The sequence below is a fragment of the Delftia sp. 11MD genome (assembly GCF_050907895.1).
GTDB classification, from domain to species: Bacteria; Pseudomonadota; Gammaproteobacteria; order Burkholderiales; family Burkholderiaceae_C; genus Comamonas; species Comamonas tsuruhatensis.
The window spans coordinates 5,674,497-5,691,152 of sequence record NZ_CP194333.1; the positions used below are offsets into that span (position 1 = coordinate 5,674,497).

The 16,656-nt window shown below is 67.9% G+C and carries 13 protein-coding genes; 3 read left to right on the forward strand and 10 right to left on the reverse strand.

Annotated features, from left to right (window positions below):
• Positions 1 to 524: 524 nt before the first annotated feature.
• Positions 525 to 1,712: an IS481 family transposase gene (locus ACRSCF_RS26020; protein ID WP_070080668.1), complete on the reverse strand. Its 1,188-nt coding sequence runs from the start codon at positions 1,710 to 1,712 to the stop codon at positions 525 to 527.
• A gap of 285 nt (positions 1,713 to 1,997) precedes the next feature.
• Positions 1,998 to 3,989: a gamma-glutamyltransferase gene (ggt, locus tag ACRSCF_RS26025; RefSeq protein ID WP_016448064.1), complete on the reverse strand. Its 1,992-nt coding sequence runs from the start codon at positions 3,987 to 3,989 to the stop codon at positions 1,998 to 2,000.
• Between the two features lie 325 nt (positions 3,990 to 4,314).
• Here ggt and ACRSCF_RS26030 point away from each other — a divergent pair, with 325 nt between their 5' ends.
• Entirely contained in the window at positions 4,315 to 6,099 is a 1,785-nt protein-coding gene (locus ACRSCF_RS26030; protein WP_016454771.1) for an NAD(P)/FAD-dependent oxidoreductase, read from the forward strand.
• Positions 6,096 to 6,665 (forward strand): VUT family protein, encoded by a 570-nt coding sequence (locus tag ACRSCF_RS26035; protein ID WP_016454772.1) that lies wholly within the window; start codon positions 6,096 to 6,098, stop codon positions 6,663 to 6,665. The genes ACRSCF_RS26030 and ACRSCF_RS26035 overlap by 4 nt, the downstream gene beginning before the upstream one ends.
• A gap of 88 nt (positions 6,666 to 6,753) precedes the next feature.
• Here ACRSCF_RS26035 and ACRSCF_RS26040 read toward each other — a convergent pair whose 3' ends face one another.
• Positions 6,754 to 8,130, reverse strand: coding sequence for an amidohydrolase (locus ACRSCF_RS26040; RefSeq protein WP_074924319.1), 1,377 nt, complete (start codon positions 8,128 to 8,130; stop codon positions 6,754 to 6,756).
• Positions 8,131 to 8,226: 96 nt separating this feature from the next.
• Between ACRSCF_RS26040 and ACRSCF_RS26045 the strand changes: the two genes are divergently transcribed.
• A complete protein-coding gene (locus tag ACRSCF_RS26045; RefSeq protein ID WP_017406210.1) occupies positions 8,227 to 9,246 on the forward strand; it encodes a GlxA family transcriptional regulator in 1,020 nt (339 codons plus the stop codon).
• Positions 9,247 to 9,296: 50 nt separating this feature from the next.
• Here the strand turns inward: ACRSCF_RS26045 and ACRSCF_RS26050 are convergent, their stop codons facing one another.
• The 7 genes from ACRSCF_RS26050 to ACRSCF_RS26080 form a co-directional block, all read right to left on the reverse strand.
• Positions 9,297 to 10,292, reverse strand: coding sequence for a tripartite tricarboxylate transporter substrate binding protein (locus ACRSCF_RS26050; RefSeq protein WP_012203338.1), 996 nt, complete (start codon positions 10,290 to 10,292; stop codon positions 9,297 to 9,299).
• A 155-nt stretch (positions 10,293 to 10,447) separates the two neighbouring features.
• Positions 10,448 to 11,377, reverse strand: coding sequence for a 2-hydroxyacid dehydrogenase (locus tag ACRSCF_RS26055; protein ID WP_043791031.1), 930 nt, complete (start codon positions 11,375 to 11,377; stop codon positions 10,448 to 10,450).
• A gap of 8 nt (positions 11,378 to 11,385) precedes the next feature.
• Positions 11,386 to 12,156, reverse strand: a complete 771-nt coding sequence (locus ACRSCF_RS26060; protein ID WP_012203336.1) for a class II aldolase/adducin family protein — start codon at positions 12,154 to 12,156, stop codon at positions 11,386 to 11,388.
• 59 nt (positions 12,157 to 12,215) lie between these two features.
• Entirely contained in the window at positions 12,216 to 13,760 is a 1,545-nt protein-coding gene (locus ACRSCF_RS26065) for a class I adenylate-forming enzyme family protein (RefSeq protein ID WP_016450811.1), read from the reverse strand.
• 86 nt (positions 13,761 to 13,846) lie between these two features.
• Positions 13,847 to 14,833: a tripartite tricarboxylate transporter substrate binding protein gene (locus ACRSCF_RS26070; RefSeq protein ID WP_016450812.1), complete on the reverse strand. Its 987-nt coding sequence runs from the start codon at positions 14,831 to 14,833 to the stop codon at positions 13,847 to 13,849.
• 125 nt (positions 14,834 to 14,958) lie between these two features.
• Positions 14,959 to 15,891 (reverse strand): electron transfer flavoprotein subunit alpha/FixB family protein, encoded by a 933-nt coding sequence (locus ACRSCF_RS26075; RefSeq protein ID WP_244387468.1) that lies wholly within the window; start codon positions 15,889 to 15,891, stop codon positions 14,959 to 14,961.
• A gap of 14 nt (positions 15,892 to 15,905) precedes the next feature.
• Positions 15,906 to 16,655 carry an electron transfer flavoprotein subunit beta/FixA family protein gene (locus ACRSCF_RS26080; protein WP_012203332.1) on the reverse strand — a complete coding sequence of 250 codons (750 nt, stop codon included), beginning with the start codon at positions 16,653 to 16,655 and terminating at the stop codon, positions 15,906 to 15,908.
• Position 16,656: the final 1 nt, after the last annotated feature.

The window sequence follows — 16,656 nt, forward strand, 5'->3', positions numbered from 1 at the left end:
CTTCGCTCCGGGGCAACCTGCGTCGTGGCGGTTGCGGGGTTCGCTGCGGAACTCGCTTTGCGCTTCGCGCGCCGCTCAGACAACCGCAGCGAGTCAGGTCACGAAGCAGTCCTGTCCTTCGGCAGGACTGCAACCCCGCAACCACCACGCCGCAGGCGCTGACATACGGGAGGTGGTGCGGGCCTTCGCTTCGCTCGGCCCCGGTTTGAAGCCGAGCGGAGCGATGGCGCCGGCTGTTGGCTGTTGGCTGTTGGCTGTTGGCTGTTGGCTGTTGGCTGTTCCCCAGCCTCCCCCTTCTGCCCACGCCTGCGTTGGGCGGGATGCGGGGTGGCAGCCCTGCCGAAGGACAGGGCTGCTTCGTTGTCTAGCTTGCCGCAGTTGTTTGAACGGATTGCGCCGCAGGCGCAAGGAGTGAGTTCTGCGGCACACCCCGCATCCCGCCCAACGCAGGTCGCCCGCAGCGAAGCGAAGGGTCGTGGGCAGTTTGGGGCTGTACGTGTCAAGGACATGGGTAACAACTCAGCTCACAGACATGGGTAACACTTCAAGCTCACATAGTCCTTCTGGGGTCCTCGCACATCCTCTTCGTTGAAGCAGCCCAGTCGCACCGGCCCCAGATACACATCCCACTGCCCAGCGGCCACCTCCTGCATCCCGATCCACTGCCCCGCCAGCAGGTAGCCTATGTAGATCCGCAGCGCTCGCCAGTAAATCAAGCCGTTGTGGCTGACCCGAACCCTTTCCCAATGCTTCGGATACTCCAGCTCCGGTAGCTTTGAGGGGTATGGCCTGACCGAGTCGCTGTAGTGCTGGGCCGGCATGCTTTGCTGCAAGGCCTCATGCGGGCGCTGCTGGTTGTAGTGCTCCACAAAGGCATCGAGCTGCATCTGCAATGCCGCTTTGTCCGCCGCAGGCTCTTTGCCCAGGGCATGCTTGAGCGTGCGATGCATCCGCTCGTGGCGACCGTTTTGCTGTGGCTTGCCCCTCTCGATGCGCTCCGGCCTGATGCCCAGCCTTATCCACCATATCGCCAGGCGTGACAGGCCCGCCACGCCAGTAGTCGCGAACGGCGGACCGTTGTCACTGCGTATGCGCTCGGGCAGTCCGTATTGCCGAAACACCTGTTCAAAGCTGCGTTTGGCATCCTCGTAGTTGGGGCTGTCGTAGACATGCACGGCCAGCAAATAGCGGCTGGCGTGGTCCATGATGGTCAATGGATAGCACCAGTGACCATCGGCTGTCTTGAACTGGCCTTTGTAGTCTGCACTCCACACCCCATTGGGCTGCTTGCTCGTTCGCAAGGGCTGGGCCGTAGGCACCGAGCGTCTGCGTACACGCCTGCTGCAAACAAGCCCCTCTGCCTTCAGCACGTTGTAGATGGTGGTTTTGCTGGGTGTCTCCTGTGGGCCCCAACGCTGCAGGAGCAAAGCGTGCAGCTTCTTGGGCCCCATCTGTGACCTTTGCTGCGTGCGCAGCTCAATGATGGCCCGGCGCTGTGCATAGCTGATCGCCTGATTGTTCCCGTGGGGCCTGCGACTGCGCTCTTGCAATCCATCCATGCCCAGTTGGCGGTATCGCTCAACCCACTTGTAGGCCGTCTTGCGGCTGATGCCGTAGCGCCTGCACAGCTCGCTCAGCGGCACGCCACTGCGCAGATGGTCGGCTATGAAGAGCAGTTTCTCGTCCATGGGTGCGCACTCCTTCCAGGGCATGGTGATCGCTCCTTGGCTGCTGTTGGCTCCAGCTGCCAAGCTTGGATCTGTTACCCATGTCCTTGTACTGATGTGTCACCTATGAGTGTGAGTCGTACCGGGCGCGCTTCTTTGCCCCGCTTTCTTGTCGCGCGACAAGAAAGCGGGTCGGCCGCCGGGCCGAACCCCGGCCTCGAAAAACAACCACCCGGCAGGGTCAAAAAAAGACCCACCAGCAAACCAGCAAAAAAGGCGCCACCAGCATCCCGCCAGCAGCGCCTTCCTCAGTCAATCATCAGACCGAAATCAGCGAACGGTATCGCCCAGAACAAGCCCTTCACGGCGCGGATCAGCCCCACCTTCCAGCTGCGCCTGCCCATTGCGCTGCACCCGCAAGATGGTGCCAATACCGCTGGACTGCGCACTGATGGACACCACATGGCCCAGGGCACGCAGGCCGCTGACCAGCGGATCGTCGTTGCCGCCATTGGCCGTGTTGATGTTGGGGTGCTCGCCGCCCACGTTGGTGGTCGGGCTGTTGGCCGCGCCGAAGTCCACCATCGACGTGGCCTGCTGCGCATCCAGACCCCAGTCCAGCGCGCCGACCAGGGTCTTGGTCACGTACTGGATGATGGTGCTGCCGCCCGGCGAGCCCGTGGCCATCTTGAAGTCGCCGGCGGTGCCGTCGGTCTTCAGGTCGAACACCAGCGTGGGCGCCATGGAGCTGCGCGGGCGCTTGCCCGGCTGCACGCGGTTGGCGACCGGGCCGTCGGCGGTGCTGGGGATGGCCGCGAAGTCGGTCAGCTGGTTGTTGAGCACGAAGCCGCGCGTGACGTGAAAGGACCCCATGCTGGACTCCACCGTGGTCGTCATGCTCAGTGCGTTGCCCTTGGCATCGACGATGCTCATGTGCGTGGTGCCGGCCTCCTTGACGTCGACCACGCCCTGCGAAGGCGTGCCGAAGTTGCCTGCCTGGGCCGTGCCCATGCTCTTGGTCGTGGAGATGAGGGCGGCGCGCTGGCGCAGGTAGCTCTTGTCCAGCATCAGGGCCGGCGAGCCGCCGGGCAGGGACACGAAGTCGGTGTCGGCCACGTACTTGTCACGGTCGGCATAGGCCAGGCGCAGGGCTTCGCTGACCAGGTGCACGCCCATCACCGAGGGCTTGCCGCCCTCGCCATCGATGGCCGTGGGCGCATAGGCCTTGAGGTCGAAATTCTCCAGAATGCCCATGGCCTGTGCCACGGCGATGCCGCCGGACGACGGCGGCGGCATGCTGCAGACCATGTAGCGCGCGCGGTAGGTGGTGCAGACGGCCTCGCGGCGCTTGGCCTCGTAGCTGGCCAAGTCCTGCAGCGTGGTCTTGCCGGGGGTGATGGGCGCACCGTCCGAGACGGTCTGCGTCACGCCCACCTTGCTGACGATGGCCTGGGCCAGGTCGCCACGGTAGAAGGCATCGGCACCGCCCGTGGCGATGCTGCGCAGCGTGTCGGCATAGGGCTGGTTGACGAACTTGGCGCCCAGCGCCAGCGGCTTGCCCTGGGCATCGAAGTAGAGCTTGGCGGCATCGGCATCGCGCGCCAGCTCCGTCTTGGAGCCCTCCAGCGCGGCGGCCATGCGGCCGCTGATGGGAAAGCCCTTGCTGGCCAGGTCGATGCCCGAATTGAACAGTTGGGGCCACGCGGTCTTGCCGTAGTCCTTGTGCGCGAGTTCCAGCATGCGCACCACGCCCGGCGTGCCGATGGAGCGGCCGCTGGAGCGCGCCGAAGGCTTGGGCGCGGTCTGGTCGGTGGCATCGTCCACGTAGCGCAGGTAGTTTTCCGTGGCGGCAGCCGGCGCGGTCTCGCGGCCGTCATAGGCCACGACCTTGCCCGTGGCCGCATCGCGGTAGAGCATGAAGGCGCCACCGCCGATGCCGCTGGACTGCGGCTCCACCAGGCCCAGCACCATCTGCACGGCCACGGCCGCATCCACGGCCGAGCCGCCGGACTTGAGCACCTCGCAACCGGCCTTGGACGCCAGCGGGTTGGCCGTGACCACCATGTACTTGGAGGTGTGCAGGGCCTTCTTGCCGAGGCGGTAGCCCGACGAGGGCTCGGGTGCGGCAGGATCACCGGGCAGGCCCGAGCCCACGACCACGCTGCCATCGCCCGAGGTGATGGCGCAGGCCGCCAGGTCGTCCTGGCCCGATCCGCCATTGCCACCACCGCCGCCGCACGATGCGAGGAACAGCGGCGTGGCGGCCGCAAGGCCGATCCACTGCCATGCGGGCAGGCGTTGCCTGGAAGGGGGTTGCTTCATGAAATGTCTCCTTGTGGTGCGTGGAATGCGTTGATCTTGTTCACCTGGGGCAGCACCCGCCCGCAGGCTTGCCGTGAGCTTACATCCGTTCCACCACCACTTCGCGCAGATGCAGCCACCCCATCAGAGCGGGACTGAAGGGCCCCGTTCGCGGATGGCCGGCCCTGCATGCAAGGTCCGTGCCCGGATCGGGACGGCACCAGCACCGGAAATATCTGGCGGAAAATCCGAACCCGAGCACACCCCAAGGCTGTGCGGCCCGCAGCCTGTGCGGTCGCCCACTTTGGCTTACCATCGCCGGCCCTCTGCTTGATAGGTACAAGCCATGATCCGCGTCTCTGAACTGAAACTGCCCCTGTCGGCGGTGCAATACCACCCCGACAGCCACACCGAATACCTGCCCCTGGAGCCGCTGCGTGCCCTGGCCGCGCGCCAGCTGGGCATTGCCGAGGAGGCCATTGCCTCCGTGCATGTGCACAAGCGCAGCTTCGATGCGCGCAAGTCCGAGCTGCTGGCCGTCTACATCGTCGACCTGACGCTGGCCGACGAGAGCCAGGAAGCCGCGCTGCTGGAACAGTTCTCCAGCCATGCCCATGTGAACCCCACGCCCGACATGCGCTGGCATGCCGTGGGCCAGGCGCCTGCCGACCTGCAGCGCCGGCCCGTGGTGGTGGGCTTCGGGCCCTGCGGCATTTTTGCGGCCCTGGTGCTGGCGCAGATGGGCTTCAGGCCCATCGTGATCGAGCGCGGCCGCTCGGTGCGCGAGCGCACCCAGGACACCTGGGGCCTGTGGCGCAAGCGCGAGCTGGTGCCCGAATCCAATGTGCAGTTCGGCGAAGGCGGCGCAGGCACCTTCTCCGACGGCAAGCTCTACAGCCAGATCAAGGACCCGCGCCACCTGGGCCGCAAGGTGATGCAGGAATTCGTCACCCACGGCGCGCCGCCCGAGATCCTCTATGCCGCGCATCCGCACATCGGCACCTTCAAGCTGGTGAAGGTGGTCGAGGGCATCCGCGAGGAGATCATCCGCCTGGGCGGCGAGATCCGCTTCGGCCAGCGCGTGTGTGACATGCGCATCGAAGGCGAGGGCAAGGATCGCCGTCTCACCGCCCTGGAAGTGCTGGACCAGGACAGCGGCGAGCGCCAGTGGCTGGAGACCGACCATGCCGTGATGGCTTTGGGCCACAGCTCGCGCGACACCTTCGCCATGTTCTACGAGCGCGGCGTGCACATGGAGGCCAAGCCGTTCTCGGTGGGCTTTCGCATCGAGCATCCGCAAAGCGTGATCGACCGCGCGCGCTGGGGCAGGCATGCCGGCCACCCGCTGCTGGGTGCGGCCGACTACAAGCTGGTGCACCACGCCAGCAACGGGCGCGCGGTCTACAGCTTTTGCATGTGCCCGGGCGGCACCGTGGTGGCGGCCACCAGCGAGCCCGAGCGCGTGGTCACCAACGGCATGAGCCAGTACTCGCGCGCCGAGCGCAATGCCAACGCCGGCATGGTCTGCGCCATCGACCCCTCCGACTACCCGCGCGATGCCAAAAGCTTTGCCTGGGCCTTCGACGGCAAGACCCATGGCGTGGAAAACCTCAAGGACGGCGAGCTGCACCCGCTGTCGGGCATCGTGCTGCAGCGCCAGCTGGAGACCAAGGCCTACCTGCTGGGCGGGCGCAACTACAACGCGCCGGGCCAGCTGGTGGGCGACTTCATCGCGGGCAAGGAATCGGCCGCGCTGGGCGAGGTCGAGCCCTCCTACAAGCCCGGCATCACGCTGACCAACCTGCACCACGTGCTGCCCGCCTATGCCATTGAGGCCATGCGCGAGGCGCTGCCCGCCTTCGGCAAGAAGATCCGCGGCTACGACATGCACGATGCCGTGCTCACCGGCGTGGAAACGCGCACCTCCTCGCCCGTGAAGATCGAGCGCGGCGCGGACTTCCACAGCCTGAACACGCGCGGCCTGTACCCGGCCGGCGAAGGCGCCAGCTACGCGGGCGGCATCCTGTCGGCCGGCGTGGATGGCGTGAAGGTGGGCGAGGCCGTGGCCTGCGCCATCCTCGGGCTGCCCCTGCCCTCGTCGGGGGCACGCGGCTCCGGTGGCGCAGCATGACACCGCGTCCGCCGCGTTTCGCCGCCCCCTCGCGCACCCAGCTGCTGGCCGCCATTGCGGCCATGGGCGTGGTGGTGCTGTCGTCCAACATCCTGGTGCAGTACGCCATCAACGACTGGCTGACCTGGGGCGCCATCACCTATCCGTTCGCCTTCCTGGTGAGCGAGCTGGTCAACCGCAGCTTCGGCCCGCAGCAGGCCCGGCGCGTGGCCTGGGTGGGCTTTGCCGTGGCCGTGGCCGCCTCGCTGGTGCTGGCGCCGCCGCGCATCGCGCTGGCCTCGGGCGCAGCCTTCATTGCCTCGCAGTGGCTGGACATCGGCGTGTTCCACCGCCTGCGTGCGGGCCGCTGGTGGCGTGCCCCCCTGGTGGCCACGCTGCTGGCCGCCTGCCTGGACACCTTCCTGTTCTGGAGCATCGCCTTCGCAGGTGCCGCCGAGCCCTGGGTGACCTGGGCCCTGGGCGACCTGGGCGTGAAGCTGGTGCTGGGCGTGGCGCTGCTGCTGCCGTTCCGCCTTGCCATCGCCCGGTGGTGGAAAGGCCCATCGGCAATCGCCAGCGCCAAATAGAGCCGACGCGGTTCGCACGGACTCGATCTCAAGCCAGGGGCACCGTGCAACGGGAAGCGGCTTCCGCCGCTCAGGGCGAGTCGAATAACTATGGGTTGCGCTGCAGATAGTCCACGGCCAGCGCGGCCAGTGAGCGCGCACCCGTGGGCAGTTGCTTCTCGTCGATATCGAACAGCGGCGAGTGGTTGGACGGCGCCTTCGCGAAATCCTGGCCGGCCGGCGGTGCGCCCAGGAAGTAGAAGAAGCCCGGAACCACCTTCTGGAACTCCGAGAAATCCTCGGAGCCGCTGACCTTGGGAATCACCATGGCCTTGCCGCCCATGGCCAGCTTGAGCGCGGGCAGAGAGGCCTCGGTCAGTGCGGCGGGGTTGGTGGTCACCGGATAGGCCACGGGACCGAAACGCACCTTGGCCTTGGCGCCGCTGGATGCCGCGATCTGCTCGGCCGTGGCGGTGATGCGCTTGTGTGCCTCCTGGCGCATGTCCTCGTCGAAGGTGCGCAGCGTGCCCTGCATCTCCACGTTGTCCGGGATGATGTTGTAGCGCGTGCCGCCCTGGATGGAGCCGATCGTCAGCACGGCCGGCTCCAGGCTGATGTTGAGCTGGCGGCTGACCACGGTCTGCAGGCCCAGCACCACCTGGCTGGCAGCGACGATGGGATCGACCGCATTCCACGGCGACGAGCCATGGCCGCCCCGGCCCTCGACCTGGATGCTGAGGCTGTCCGAACCCGCCATCAGCGGCCCGCTGCGATAGCCCACCATGCCCGACGGCAGGTTGGACGTGATGTGCAGGCCGTAGATGGCCTGCACGTCCTTGAGCACACCGGCCTCCACCATGGCCTTGGCGCCGAAGCTGGGCACATGGCCGTGGGCATCGGCCTCCACGGGAGCTCCTTCCTCGGCGGGCTGGAAGATGAACTTCACCGTGCCGGGCAGCTTGGCGCGCATGCCGGCCAGCGCCTCGGCCGCGCCCATGAGCATGGCCACGTGGGCATCGTGCCCGCAGGCATGCATGACCGAAACCTCCTTGCCCATGTACTGGGCCTTGGCCTTGGAGGCAAAGGGCAGGCCGGTCTTCTCGGCCACGGGCAGCGCGTCCATGTCGGCACGCAGCGCCACGGTCTTGCCCGGCCGGCCGCCGCGCAGCACGCCCACCACGCCCGTGCCGCCCACGCCGGTCTGCACCTCCATGCCGAGGCGGCGCAGATGATCGGCCACCACCTTGGCCGTGCGTTCTTCCTGGCCCGACAGTTCGGGGTGCTGGTGGATGTCGCGGCGCCACTCCACCATCTTGGGCGCCAGCGGCTGGATGGCGGCATCCAGGGCCGCCAGGCCCTGTGCATCGAGCCCCTGGGCGCTGGCCGCCAGTGGCAGGCCGCAGGTCAGCAGCCCGGCCAGGGCGATGGAGCGCAGGCCTGTGCGCGGGAAGGAGGAAGGCTTTGTCTCGGCGCTGGTGTGGAGCATCTTCGTGGTCCTGGAAAGTGGCACAAGCAGCCATGCTAAAAGTGAAGCACGTATGACGGGCACGTCAAAATCGCCATTCGAGGAGCCAGAATCGCCATGCCCCGGACCTTTGTCATCGAGCTGCCCTGCCTGGAGCACAGCGCCATCGGCCACGCCGCGCACCTGGTGGAGATGCTGCGCAGCGCCAACCTGGTCGCCAGCCTGCGCCTGGGCCGGCGAACGCCGCGCTTTGGCTGGCGCTGGGTCGACGGCCAGGGCCGGCCCCTGCCCACCATGCCGCACGCGGACGAAGGCGCGGCAGCCGAAGGGCCCGCGCAGGCCGTCTTCGTGAGCGCGCTGCACTGCCCTGACATTCCCTCCATACGCGACATCGTCGCCGCGCATCCGGCCCTCGTGCGCCGCATCACCACGGCCTTCGACCAGGGCCTGGCCGTCTGCACGCTGGGCAGCGCCGCCTGGTTTGCGGCAGCGGGCGGCCGCTGCCAGGGCCGGCTTGTGGCCCTGCCCTGGTATTTCATGGGCGGCTTCGGCCTGGACTTCCCGGGCATCGAACTGGCCGAGGGCCAGCCCTTCGTGGACGACAGGCCCTGGCTCAGCGCCTCCCACCCCGAGGCCCTGGCGCCCATGGCCGTCGCGCTCACACGCCATGCCTTCGGCGACGACCTGGCCGCAGCGCTGGCCGCCGTGCTGCAGCCCGATGCCCAGCGCGAACGCGCCACCCGGGCCGCCCTGCAGGACCGCCGCATTCCCGCCACGCGCAACAGCGTGCTGGCCCATGCCATCGCCTGGCTGGAGGCGCGCGTGGAGCAGCCCTATGACCTGCAGGCCCTCGCGCACGCGGCATCCACCAGCCCGCGCACCCTGCTGCGCCACTTCCAGCAGGAGCTGGGCCACAGCCCGCTGGACCACCTGCACCGCCTGCGCTGCGCACGGGCCCGGGTGCTGCTGGAGATCACGCTGGAGAGCGTACCGTCCGTGGCGCTGGCCTGCGGGTATGGGGATGCCTCGGCGTTTCGGCGGGTGTTCTTGCGGTATGTGGGGATGGCGCCTGCTGCCTATCGGGAAAGGCATGCGTTGAGGGCGCCGAGGAGGCGGTGGAGGGTGGGGGCTGCCTGATTGTTTTTGCCCCTGCCGGGTCAAAAAACAGACCCGAGAACAAGAAAGACTCAGTCCACCGTCACCTTCGCCTCCCGAATCACCCTCCCCCACTTCTCCGTCTCGGCAGCAATGAACCGATCGCACTCCTCAGGCGTGGACCCCTCCGCAAACGTCCCCATCACCTGCTCCAGCCGCTGCGACACCTCGGCACTGCGGATGATGCGCGACACCTCGGCGGACATGCGCTGCACGATCTCGCGCGGCACGCCGGCCGGCGCGATCATGGCCGCCCAGGTGCTGCCCAGCAGGCCGTCGTAGCCCTGCTCCACGAAGGTGGGCACGTCGGGCAGCGCGGCCAGGCGCTTGTCGCTGGCCACGCCGATGAGGCGGATGCGGCCGGCCTTGGCGGGCTGGATGAGGTTGGGCGGCGGGTCCAGGAACAGCGGGATCTGGCCGCCCATGAGGTCGGCCAGCGCGGGCGCGGCGCCCTTGTAGGGCACGTGGACCATGTCCGTCCTGGTGAGCAGCTTCATCAGCTCGGTGGTCAGGTGGGCGCTGGAGCCGCTGCCCGAGGAGCCGAAGCCCACCTTGCCGGGATTGGCCTTGGCATAGGCGATCAGCTCGGGCGTGGTCTTGAAGGGCGCGTTCATGGCCACGGCAGCGACCAGGGGCGAGACGCCCATCAGCGAGACGCCGACCAGGTCCTTCTTCGGGTTGTAGGGCAGCTTGGGATAGAGCGTGGTGTTGGCCGCATAGGCCGCGATGACCACGCCGAAGGTGTGCCCGTCCGGCGCGGCCTTGGCGATCTGGTCCACGCCGATGATGCTGTTGGCGCCGGGCTTGTTCTCCACGATGACGGGCTGGCCCAGGGCCTTTTGCAGGCCGACCTGCAGCAGGCGCGCCATCTGGTCGGTGAAGCCGCCTGCCGTGTACGGAACGATGATGCGGATGGGCTTGGAGGGCCAGGGGCTCTGGGCCCAGGCCGAGGGGGCCAGCACGGTGGTGGCTGCTGCAGCGGCGGCAGCGGTAGATTGCAAAAAGCCGCGGCGGGAAGTCGAAGGCATGGTGTCTCTGGATTCTTCTAAGTTGAAAAATGGCCCCCACGCTACCCTTGCTGCGCAAGGTCCGCTGCCCCCCAAGGGGGCCGCTTTTCATCTTGGGGCGGCCCGGCGATGAAAAAACGCCACGCAACAGCGCAGCGTCGGATGGAAAACAAGGCTCAATACCCCCGCGCCACATCCACAAGGTTGAGCAGCGGCTCGCCCGCGCGCAGGCGGCGCAGGTTCTCCAGGCACTGGCGCGCCACGGTGTCGGCCGAGGCCTGGGCCGCGATGTGCGGCGTGACAAAGGCCTTGGGATGGCCCCAGACCTTGTTGCCGGGCTGGGGCGGTTCGTCGCGCAGCACGTCCAGCGCGGCGCCGGCCAGGTGGCCTTCGTCGAGCAGGGCCAGCAGGTCGTCTTCCACCACCTGCTCGCCGCGCCCCACGTTGATGAAGTAGGCACCGCGCGGCAGCAGGGACAGGGTTCGGCGGTCCAGCAGGTCGCGAGTCTCGGGCGTGAGCGGCAAGGCGCAGACCAGGATGTCGCTGGTGGACAGCAGTTGCTTCAGACCTTCGGCACCGCTGTGCGTGGCCAGGCCTGCAATGCTCTTGGCGCTGCGGCTCCAGCCGGCGACGGGGTAGCCGATGGCCTGCATGGCGCCGGCCACGAAGCGGCCGACCTCGCCCAGGCCCAGGATGCCCACGCGGCAGTCTGCGCTGGCGCGCACGGGGCGGCGCAGCCAGTCGCCGGCCTGCTGCTGGCGCGCGAACAGGTCCAGCTCGCGCGTGTGGCGCAGCGCGGTGCCGACCACGTACTGTGCGATCTCCACATGCTGCTGCGGATCGACCGTGCGCGCCACGGGCAGGCCGGCCGGCAGGTCGGGCACGGCCAGCAGCTTGTCCACGCCCGCGCTGGGCGCGCACAGCAGCTTCAGGCCCGGATAGGCCGGCAGCACGCCCGGCTTGAGGCTCCAGGCGAGCATGGCCTCGACCGCGTCGGCCGGCGCCTCCTCGCGGTGGCCCCAGACCTGCACGCCGGGCGCCAGCGCGCGCAGCGAGTCGACGATGGGCGCGCCCATGCTCGGGTGGATATTGACCAGAATTCCCATGGTTTCCTTCAGTCCTTGTAAGAAGGGTCTATGCGGTCCAGGCGGCGCAGCAGGCCGGGCCAGGCCAGGCCTGCGCCCTTGCCCTTGGTGACCTGGCGCGACTGGTTGACCGCGTCGGCAATGATGTCCTGCGGGATGCGCGTGAGCTCGCCGCCGCCCGACTGCGCCAGGATCTGGATGCGGCAGGCCGACTCCAGCGTGTACATGGCCAGCACGGCCTCGGCCACGTTGCGGCCGCAGGTCAGCAGGCCGTGGTTGCGCAGGATGAGGAAGTTGCTGGCGCCCAGGTCATCGACCAGGCGAGGCTTCTCGTCGTCGCGCAGGGCCACGCCTTCGTAGTCGTGGTAGGCCAGGCGCGCCAGCGGGAAGATGGACTGCTGGGAGATGGGCAGCAGCCCCTCCTTCTGCGCCGAGACGGCCACGCCATAGCGCGTGTGCGTGTGCAGCACGCACTGCACCTCGGGGCGGCCGTCGTGGATGGCGCTGTGGATGACGAAGCCGGCCGGGTTGACGTCGTACTCGGTCTCCATCAGCGGCCGGCCTTCGTGATCGACCTTGACCAGGCTGGACGCGGTGATCTCGTCGAACAGCATGCCGTAGGGGTTGATCAGGAACTGGTCGGGCTGGCCCGGCACGCGCGCCGAGATGTGGGTGAAGATCAGGTCGTCCCAGCCGAAGTGGGCGACCAGCCGGTAGGCGGCGGCCAGCTCGATGCGGGTCTGCCATTCCTCGGCCGTCACCTGGCGGCGGACCTCGGACATCGTGGTGTCGTTGCTCATGGGGTGTACCTCTTGGTGGACATCGTGGTGGACATCGTTTGGAGAAAGCATCCGCCGGTTCAGCGCCCCGTCGCGTACTGGTCGCGCAGCTCGCGCTTGAGCACCTTGCCGATGGCGCTGCGCGGCAGCTCGGCAATGAAGCGCAGGTCCGCCAGGCGCTGGGTCTTGCCGGCCCGCTGGTTGTACCAGCCCATGATGTCCTCGGGCAGGGCCGGCTGCCCCGCGCGCGACACCACGTAGGCCACGGGCGTCTCGCCCCATTGCTCGGAAGGCACGCCGACCACGGCCACGTCGTCCACGGCCGGGTGGGCGCGCAGCTGGGTTTCCAGGTCGCTGGGGTAGATGTTGAAGCCGCCGCTGATGATCATGTCCTTGCGGCGGTCGAACAGGGTGAGGAATCCATCGGCATCGAAGCGGCCCACGTCGCCCGTGCGGATGAAGCGCTTGCCCGTGGGGTCGAACCATTCGGCTTCGCGCGTCTTGGCGGGCTGGCCGTGGTAGCCGGTCATCATGCTGGCAGAGTGGCCCACGACCTCGCCATCCTCGCCGGGGGCGACCTCGCGGCCGTCCTCGTCGATGAGGCGGATGTCATGGCCCTCGGCGGGCCTGCCCACGGTGTGCAGCTTGTCCGGGTGCAGATGGGCTTCGAGGATGCAGGTGCCGCCGCCTTCGGTCATGCCGTAGAACTCGGTCAGGCTGCCGGGCCAGCGCGCCACCACGTCGGCCTTGAGCTCGGCCCGGAACGGCGCGCTGGTGCAGAACTTGGCGCGGAAGCTGGACAGGTCATGCTCGCCGAACTGCGGCAGCGCCATGATGCGCTGGTACTGCACGGGCACCAGCATGGTGTGGGTGACGCGGTGCTGCTGGGCCAGCTGCAGGTAGCGGGCCGCGTCGAACTTGGGCATCAGTACCACGCAGCCGCCGCTGCCCAGCGTGGGGAAGAACACCACCAGCGTGGTGTTGGAGTACAGCGGCGTGGCCAGCAGCGTCGTGCCCTCGGGGCCATAGCCGTAGACGCTGCCCCGGTTGATGTGGGCCCAGCGCATGCCGTGCGACTGCACGATGCCCTTGGGGGTGCCCGTGGTGCCCGAGGAATAGATGATGTTGAACGGCGCGGCCGGCTCCACGCTCACGGGCGCGGGCTGCGCGCCTTCGGGCGCCAGCCAGTCGTCAAAGGCCCGGCCGGGCGCGGCGCCGTCCAGCGAGATGCATTGCAGGGCGCCGTCGGCAGGCACCAGGTCCTGGGCCGCCTTGTCGAGGAACAGGTGGCGCGCCTGGGCATCGCGCAGCATGGAGGCCAGGCTGTCGGCCGTGGAGGACGGCGCCAGCGGCGCAACCACCACGCCCGCGCGCAGGGCGCCCAGGAACAGCGCGGCATAGCGCACCGAGTTCAACGCGCAGATGGCAATCGCCTGGCCAGGCTGCACGCCGTCGCGCTGCAGCGCGGCGGCCACGCGGTCCATGAGGGCGTCGAGCTGCGCGTAGCTCAGCGTCTGCTGGTCGTCGCGCAGCGCGGCATGGGCAGGCTGCTGGCGCGCGTGGCTGCGGATCAGCTCGGCCAGCGTGGTGAAGGGCGCATCGGGCGAAGGCAGGGTAACAGTCATGAGGGGCTCCGTTCCAGGAATTCACGAATCTCAAGCGGACTGCGCCCGCCAGCCCCCTGGCCCTGCGGGCGCGTTGGAGGACAGGCCTACTTGGCGGCCAGGCCCAGGCGGTCGATCAGGACCTTGTCCTTGGCATACGCCTCGCGCACCCACTGCGCATAGTCGGCGCCGGAGCGGTACCAGGCGTCCTGGTTCAGCTGCTTGAGCACCTCGATGTGGCGCGGGTCATCCATGGCTTTCTTGAAGGCGTCGTGCAGCTTGCGCACCACGGCCGGGTCCATGCCCTTGGGGCCGGCCAGTCCGTAGGGCGAGGTGGAGACCACGCCATAGCCCAGCTCCTTGGCCGTGGGCACGTCGGGCCAGCGCTGGGTGCGCTTTTCGCCGAAGGTCATGAGCAGGCGCATCTGGCCGCCATCCACATAGGTGTCCCAGCCCGAGGCATCGCTTTGCGCGGCCACGTGGCCGCCCAGCAGGGCCTGCTGCAGGTCGGCGTTGCCCTTGAAGGGCACGTGGTTGAGCGTGACCTTGGCGTTCTCGGCCAGCTCCTCCATCAGCAGGTGGGGCGAGGAGCCTATGCCGGTGGAGCCGTACTCGATCTTGCCGGGGCTCTTGCGCGCGGCGGCAATGTATTCGTTGAAGCTCTTGTAGGGCGAGTCCGAGCGCACCGTGAAGCCGAAGGTGTAGCCCGAGACGCCGATGATGTAGGTGAAGTCCGTGACCGGGTTCCAGGCCGTCTTCTGCATGTGCGCCATGCGCAGCATGGACATGGGGAACTGGGTGATGGTGTAGCCATCGGGCTTGGCCGTGCGGGACATGTTGCCCGGGCCCAGCGTGCCGCCCGCGCCGGGCTTGTTCTCCACGATGATGGCCTGACCCAGCTGCTTGCCCGCGATGTCGGCCAGGGTGCGCATGTGGCGGTCGGTGGAGCCGCCTGCGGGGAAGGGCACGATCAGCGTGATCGGGCGCGTGGGAAAGTCGCTGGCCTGGGCCCATGCCGGCGCGCTGGCGCCCGTGGTGGCCACAAAGACAACAGCCGCAAGCGCAAGGCTGCGGCGGCCAATGGAAATCTGCATATCTGTCTCCTGCATCTCTGAACCAGATGGGGCCGGGGCACATGCTTTGTGTGCCGCTCTGGCCAGGGCCCGGATGCTTCACCCGGGCCCGTTGGCACCGCCTCCCGGTGCGGTGCCTTGCGTTCTTACAGCGACTGCACCAGCTCGGGCACGGCCTGGAACAGGTCGGCCTCCAGGCCGTAGTCGGCCACCGAGAAGATCGGTGCCTCGGGGTCCTTGTTGATCGCCACGATCACCTTGGAGTCCTTCATGCCGGCCAAGTGCTGGATGGCGCCGGAAATACCGGCCGCAATGTACAGCTGGGGCGCCACGATCTTGCCGGTCTGGCCGACCTGCAGGTCATTGGGCGCATAGCCTGCGTCCACCGCTGCGCGGCTGGCGCCGATGGCGGCGCCCAGCTTGTCGGCCAGCGGGGTCATGACCTCGTTGAACTTCTCGCTGCTGCCCAGCGCGCGGCCGCCGGAGACGATGATCTTGGCGGCCGTCAGCTCGGGGCGGTCGCTCTTGGTCACTTCACGGCCCACGAAGCTGCTCTTGCCGCTGTCGCCAGCGGCCGCCAGCTGCTCCACCTGGGCGCTGCCGCCCGTGGTGGCCGCTGCGTCAAAGCCCGTGCCGCGCACGGTGATGACCTTGATCTTGTCGCCGCTTTGCACCGTGGCAATGGCGTTGCCTGCGTAGATGGGGCGCTCGAAGGTGTCGGCGCTGTCCACCTTGGTGATGTCGCTGATCTGGGCCACGTCCAGCTTGGCGGCCACGCGCGGCGCGGCGTTCTTGCCGCTGGCGGTGGCGGGGAACAGGATGTGGCTGTAGTTCGAAGCAATCGCCAGCACTTGCGCCGCGATGTTCTCGGCCAGGCCGTCCTTCAGGCTGGCGCCGTCGGCGTGGATGACCTTGGCAACGCCGGCGATCTGGGCCGCGGCCTGCGCGGCGGCGCCAGCATTCTCGCCCGCCACCAGCACATGCACGTCGCCGCCGCAGGCCAGGGCCGCAGTGACGGTGTTGAGCGTGGCGCTCTTGATGGAAGCGTTGTCGTGTTCTGCAATAACGAGGGATGTCATGTCTGCGAATTCCTTTAGATGACCTTGGCTTCGTTCTTGAGCTTGCTGACCAGGGTCGCCACATCGGGCACCTTCACGCCAGCGCCGCGCTTGGCGGGCTCGGCCACCTTGAGCGTCTTCAGGCGCGGGGCGACATCGACGCCCAGCTCTTCAGGCTTGACCGTGTCCAGCTGCTTTTTCTTGGCCTTCATGATGTTGGGCAGCGTGACGTAGCGCGGCTCGTTCAGGCGCAGGTCGGTGGTGATGACGGCCGGCAGGCTCAGGGCCAGGGTTTCCAGGCCGCCGTCCACTTCACGCGTGACATTCACCTTGTCGCCAGCGACTTCGACCTTGGAGGCGAAGGTGGCTTGCGGCAGGTCGGCCAGGGCCGCCAGCATCTGGCCGGTCTGGTTGGCATCGTCGTCGATGGCCTGCTTGCCCAGGATGATCAGGCCGGGCTGCTCCTTGTCCACCAGGGCCTTGAGCAGCTTGGCGACGGCCAGGGGCTGCAGCTCCTCGGTGGTCTCCACCAGGATGCCGCGGTCGGCACCGATGGCCATGGCCGTGCGCAGGGTTTCCTGGCACTGGGCCACGCCGCAGGAGACGGCGATGACTTCGGTGGCCACGCCCTTTTCCTTGAGGCGAACGGCTTCTTCGACGGCGATTTCGTCAAAGGGGTTCATGCTCATCTTGACGTTGGCGATGTCCACGCCCGTGCCGTCCGACTTCACGCGGACCTTCACGTTGTAGTCCACGACACGTTTGACGGGTACAAGGATTTTCATG